Source organism: Gammaproteobacteria bacterium, assembly GCA_013696315.1.
Classification (GTDB): domain Bacteria; phylum Pseudomonadota; class Gammaproteobacteria; order JACCYU01; family JACCYU01; genus JACCYU01.
Map to the genome: position 1 here is coordinate 1 of JACCYU010000192.1, position 5,382 is coordinate 5,382.

At 54.3% G+C, this 5,382-nt stretch carries 8 protein-coding genes; 7 read left to right on the top strand and 1 reads right to left on the bottom strand.

Annotated elements, in window-relative coordinates:
• The first annotated feature begins 60 nt into the window (after window positions 1-60).
• From H0V34_11300 to H0V34_11315, 4 genes are all read left to right on the top strand, one after another.
• A complete protein-coding gene (locus H0V34_11300) occupies window positions 61-993 on the top strand; it encodes a hypothetical protein (protein ID MBA2492247.1) in 933 nt (310 codons plus the stop codon).
• Window positions 994-1,566: 573 nt separating this feature from the next.
• Window positions 1,567-1,839, top strand: a complete 273-nt coding sequence (locus H0V34_11305) for a hypothetical protein (GenBank protein MBA2492248.1) — start codon at window positions 1,567-1,569, stop codon at window positions 1,837-1,839.
• Between the two features lie 185 nt (window positions 1,840-2,024).
• Window positions 2,025-2,696 (top strand): C39 family peptidase, encoded by a 672-nt coding sequence (locus tag H0V34_11310; GenBank protein MBA2492249.1) that lies wholly within the window; start codon window positions 2,025-2,027, stop codon window positions 2,694-2,696.
• A 169-nt stretch (window positions 2,697-2,865) separates the two neighbouring features.
• Complete coding sequence (locus H0V34_11315) at window positions 2,866-3,009, top strand: hypothetical protein (GenBank protein MBA2492250.1); 144 nt, start codon at window positions 2,866-2,868, stop codon at window positions 3,007-3,009.
• Window positions 3,010-3,021: 12 nt separating this feature from the next.
• On the opposite strand, the gene H0V34_11320 is transcribed toward H0V34_11315, so the two are convergent.
• On the bottom strand, window positions 3,022-3,828 hold the full coding sequence (locus H0V34_11320) for a transposase (GenBank protein ID MBA2492251.1): 807 nt from the start codon (window positions 3,826-3,828) through the stop codon (window positions 3,022-3,024).
• Between the two features lie 14 nt (window positions 3,829-3,842).
• Here H0V34_11320 and H0V34_11325 point away from each other — a divergent pair, with 14 nt between their 5' ends.
• The 3 genes from H0V34_11325 to H0V34_11335 all read left to right on the top strand — a co-directional run.
• A complete protein-coding gene (locus tag H0V34_11325) occupies window positions 3,843-4,289 on the top strand; it encodes a hypothetical protein (protein ID MBA2492252.1) in 447 nt (148 codons plus the stop codon).
• A 185-nt stretch (window positions 4,290-4,474) separates the two neighbouring features.
• Entirely contained in the window at window positions 4,475-4,630 is a 156-nt protein-coding gene (locus tag H0V34_11330; protein ID MBA2492253.1) for a hypothetical protein, read from the top strand.
• A 373-nt stretch (window positions 4,631-5,003) separates the two neighbouring features.
• A partial coding sequence (locus H0V34_11335) for an AAA family ATPase (GenBank protein MBA2492254.1) occupies window positions 5,004-5,382 on the top strand: 379 nt, incomplete at its 3' end.

Sequence of the window (5,382 nt, forward strand, 5' to 3'; positions counted from 1 at the left end):
AACCTCCATCTAGACGGAACACAACATCTAACTGCTACTAATATGACTCGTGCCACTGCCATGACCGTAGCGGCTTCTGTGCAGGGGACACAACGCGTAGGTAATAAACATGGAGCGGGCGCTAAAAGGAGCAACGTAGGAGTTAAGAAACGTGAGCCCATAGGGCGGGCGCCAAAAGATGATCATCGGCAGATATTTCTAAGAGAAGCGCTAGTATTGTTATCGCCGGGCCAGATCCAACTGGATTCATCACTTAGCTATGCACACGATACGTTCAGCAGGCTCGATATAGAGACATGGACCAACACCGTACGGGTCGGACTTCCCTATCGGTCGGAGATCTTCTTAAGTGTGCCGCTTAGTGGGAGTCAACGAGAGTTCAGCATTCGAAACAGTGCCGGCGGCACAAGCCAGATCCACGACAATATCTCTGGTATTAGTGATGTTGAAGCGGGACTTAACTTCATTCTCCGGCAGGAGACCGCAAAGTGGCCGAACATCATTGGCTCTTTAAGTTTTGTGGAACCCTTTGAGGAAAGCACAGGTTTAGACGATACGGTAACGACTGCCTTATTCTCCCCGGAAGATATCGCATTTGCGCAGAACCGGCGCAACGTACGTGCCGGACTTACATTCGTGAGATCCTCGGACCCCGCTGTGTTGTTCGGCGGAGTTGACTACGCGCATTTTTTTTCCGACTCAATCAACGGTATGGAGGTGGAAGGCGGCCAGCAATTCATTTATAGCTTCGGGGCGGGATTTGCGGTGAATGACGAACTAACTTTTAGCACATTGTTTCAAGGCGTCTTTCAGACTCAAACAACACTCGACGGTAAAGCAATTGAAGGCTCACAAAGACAGCCTTGGACGTTACAGTCGAGCCTCTCCTATACAATCTCACCCAATCAGTACATTGAACCGACGATATCCTACGGGCTCAATGACGAAGCAGTGGATAGTGCGATTGGTCTTTCATATGTGCATACCTTTTGATATTAGCATCCCGATGCAGATTAAGCATACGGATCGAAGTTGACCGAAGTTTGTATGGGGCGCAAGCGGTAGGGTGTCATGCAACTGGACGCCCGCCCGGCCCACGAAGCGCGTTTTGCGCAAGTCCCCATAAGCCCACGCTCACGACAGCGAAAGATGAGCGCACCGACAACACACCCTAAGTCGCTGCCGACGGTTTTTATCTCCAGCGTCGCTTACTTGTACGACCCAACTATTGATCGGCAATACGATGCTTCGGCAAGGTGACATCGATCACCTCCGGTTCGGTGCATAGCTCATAGCGGTTGTCCATCAGTGCAATAGGATAGCTCGGCCGGCAGGCCGTTGGGAAGTGGCAACGTCGCTGTGAGGCTGGGAGGCCTACAACGCGTTAGCTTATGCGCGAGCACGGTGATGCGTAGGCGAGTTGCTAACTTTTTTTACACCTAATAACTTTATCACACATTTGAGTGAGGTTTATGATGTTTAAAGCTGCTATATATGCGGAAGCCGTTGGGCATTCGGCAATAAGTGCCTATACGTTTTGTACATTTACTAACGAGTGAGATAAACATGAAAAGCAAACTACTTCATTCAGTTGCAGGGCTTGCCCTGACGTTGGGCGTGGGCGTTGCCGCGGCCGCACCAGCTCCGTCAATCCTTGGCGAAGCTCCTTATCAGGCGATGAGCAGCCAGCAGATGGCAAGCATCACGGGTGAGGGCGGCAGAATTCGTATCAAAATCATCAACACCAACACCAACACCAATAACAACACCAATAACAACACCCAGACGGTCTGCACGGCCTTGTGCACAGTTACAATTACCTTGCCGCCTCTGCTGTAGTTGTAAGACAAATCAAATGTAGTGTTTTAGACAAAGATATATGCGATCTCATGCCGTTCTGACATGAGATCGCATTTCTTAAGGTTTTTGCATCAAAACGACGATCACCGGCAGCCGCCGTGAAGGTTACACATATTTAACTCAACTTTAACTCAACTGTGGAGCGATCACTTTGGCATTGCGGAATGTTAAAGGCCGCAATGATGCTGGTGTGCGGGGTGGGTTGGGTAATATCCGGTTGCGCGCACACGACGGAAGACACACAGGTTAATTTGCTAACTAATGCGGTTCGTTTTTCGGACAACGTCAAGACCTGGGAGGAAGTGCTTACGCGGCATGTGGTCATGCAAAAGTTTGATTACTCTTGTGGGGCGGCAGCGTTGGCAACGCTGCTCAACTATTATTTTCAAGATCGTGATACCGAACGCCATATCCTGCTGGACATCGAGAAGCACTTAAAGGACTTTCAATTCGAAAAACGTGAAGAGAAAGGGCTGTCCCTTCTTGATTTGAAACAGTATGTAGAGCGTCGCGGCTATCAGGCTGTAGGTGTCAAGCTTGGAATTCCGGCGTTGCTCGCATTGCGCGGACCGATATTGGTGTACTTAGAGACGGAAGGTTATGAGCATTTCGCTGTGTTGCGTGGCGTGCGGGGGGATCGCGTGTTCCTCGCCGACCCGAGCCGCGGAAACATACGCATCCCGATCTACGAATTTGCCGAAGCGTGGCCTGGAATCGCCCTGGTTATGGGGAAGAAGGGCTTCGGGACACCCCAACAATACGCCCTTGCCGTGGATCGTAAGAGCCCCTACAGAATAGAATTAAGAGCAGCTCGACAAAGTCTATATTTGAATTAAACAGGAGTGAAGTCACTCGGTTTGTGGCCAGTTCAACGCGTGAGATACAAGCGTTATGCTGAGGGCTGGAGCCACCCCGTTTACGTAGACGGTTAGCGGCTTAGGGGACAAGCCGTGGATTGCTGCCAAGCGCCTACAGCCTAAGGCCAAATGCGACCTACGTGAAATCATGTACGCCGAGACACGCACCGAAGCCAAGCACAGCATTGATCGCTTCCTGGCCGAGTTCGCGCCGAAGTGCGACAACGCCGCTGGCTGCCTGGCCAAAGATCGTGCGGCACTGCAGACGCACTTCGACTTCCCGGCTGAGTGACCGTGTTGTCTGTCAAGTCCTGACGTGGTCGGGATCAAAGGTTTCATTGTCTCGCACCATTGCGTTGACGATAGTGAGCAGCTTACGCATGCACGCGCCCAGCGCTACTTTCTTGAGCTTTCCTGCCGCGAGCAGTCGTTGGTAGAACACTTGGATCACCGGGTTATAGCGCGTCGCCGTCAGCGCCGCCATATACAGCGTATGACGCACCTGGCCCCGACCGCCGGTGATGGCGCGTCGCCCGCGCATTTGACCTGAGTCTCGGTTCATCGGTGCGACACCCACTAGCGCGCTGATTTGGCGTCGGTTGAGCCGGCCCAGTTCCGGCAGCTGCGCGATCAAGGTCGCGGCCGTCGTCGGGCCAATCCGTAGTCGCTCTGCGGTGAGCATCGACAGCAATTGACGTCGCCGCGCCACCAGCGCGGCCAACCGCTGCTGGTCAGCATCGGGCAACGGGCGCAGGAAGCGCGCCGTATCCGGCCGGCGCCGCAGCACGCTGGCAAGCTCCGCTAGCATCATGGCATCGAGCCGATCCGTCTTTGCCAAGCGCCCCATGGCCTTCGCGAAGTCACGCGCCTGCCGCGGGTTGATCACGGCGACGGGGAGTCCCGCCGCCTGCAGCGCACAGGCCAGCTCAGCCTCGTAGCCGCCCGTGGCTTCCATGACGATCAACGCGACCAGCCGCGCCGAAAGCGCCGCCACCAGCGCCGTGTGGCCGTCTACATCGTTGCCGTAACGTTGCGCCTGGCCACCAAAGTCGGTGGCAACATCCACATGACCCTTCGCAACATCGATCCCCACACATAGAGGTTCGGACATGGTCTTCATCTCCCTTGCTTGCAGATGCGAGCTTCAAAGCTCAGGTAACCGTTCGGGATCAAAAAGACCGGCACAGCGCCGTGCGCGATATACTCAGCGCCGGCCTTCAGACCCACGCTTTAGAACAGGCTGCACAGCACACTCCGAGCCCCAATACGACCTCAGTAGCTTACCGTGCCGATCGCGTGAGAACATACAATCTTTGGAAGCACTTGCGCACCTCCAACGCGATCGAGTCGGTGTTCACCACGGTACGACTGCGACAGCGGATCACGAAAGATGCTGACACGCGTGCCAAGTCAAAGACCATGGCCTTCAAGCTCATTGGAATGGCCGTGGCACGCTGGCGCAAGCTCGATGCCGCACACCTGTTACCACTGGTACGCGCGGGCATGCAATTCGGCGATGGCGTGCCGCTCGAATGCCACGCTAACGAAGCGGGTTGGAAGGACGCCGCCTGAGCATGCAGCAAAACATGGACACAAGAATTCGATCGATTCAAACTCGATCCAACCCACCATATGCCGGGACTTAACAGCTAGCGACTGAATTAGCACTGACCTTCAGCAACGCCGCCTATGCGGCCGGCTCGGCGGACTCCAGCACTGGCACCGGTACAAAGGCGGCGATCGGAGATATGGGGGGAATGGTGGATAAAGTCAAGATGAAGGGCAAGAAAATGATGGACGAAAAGATGATGCATGGTGAAGGAGCCATGCAGAAAAAAATGGATGATGCCGAGTCGAACATGCCTGATGCGAATACCAGCGAGTCGGCGAGTGACCGGTCATCGGAAGAGTAACTTTTATTCACTTACAGCATTACATTGACTCGTCCCGCGCCGGCGCCTGCAATGTGCCGGGGGCGGGCATTAAACAACCTCCGTTATTATCGACCATCGTGGTTCAGCGCTGCCAAAGTAGATATTTACACCGCGCGTTGAACATTGTTCAATTTACCCCTCCAGTTTTCATTACAGGCCACGTTCGCGCCAAGGCGCTGTGTCACACCGGCAACGTAACCTGTGCTTTTCTAGTGACCGGACATGCCAGGTGGTAACATCACCAGACGAGCGGTGCCTATTTTAAAATTCAGGCCCGGCGGGTGCGATCATATGAGCGCATAAAATCCGATTTACCACGCCGTATACGGTAAAGGTACGAGGGGAGACGGGCATGCGGCACGTGGTTTTTAATCAGAAGGGCGGCGTAGGTAAATCCAGCATCACTGGCAATCTGGCTGCCATCAGCGCGCAACGGGGTCTGCGCACTCTGGTACTGGATCTCGATCCTCAGTGCAACAGCACAACATACCTGCTGGGTGACCACGCCGCCGAGGTGCCCACGACGATCGCGGATTTCTTCCGGCAGTTTCTGTATTTCCGCCTGACCCCGGTCGATGCCATGCAGTATGTACACGACACGGGTTTTGATAATTTATCGGTGATACCTGCCGCGCCCGATTTGGCCGAGATAGAGTCCAAGCTCGAAAATCGCTTCAAGATTTACAAACTCAGGGAGGCCATGCAGCAGCTCGAGAGCGAGTTCGACGCCG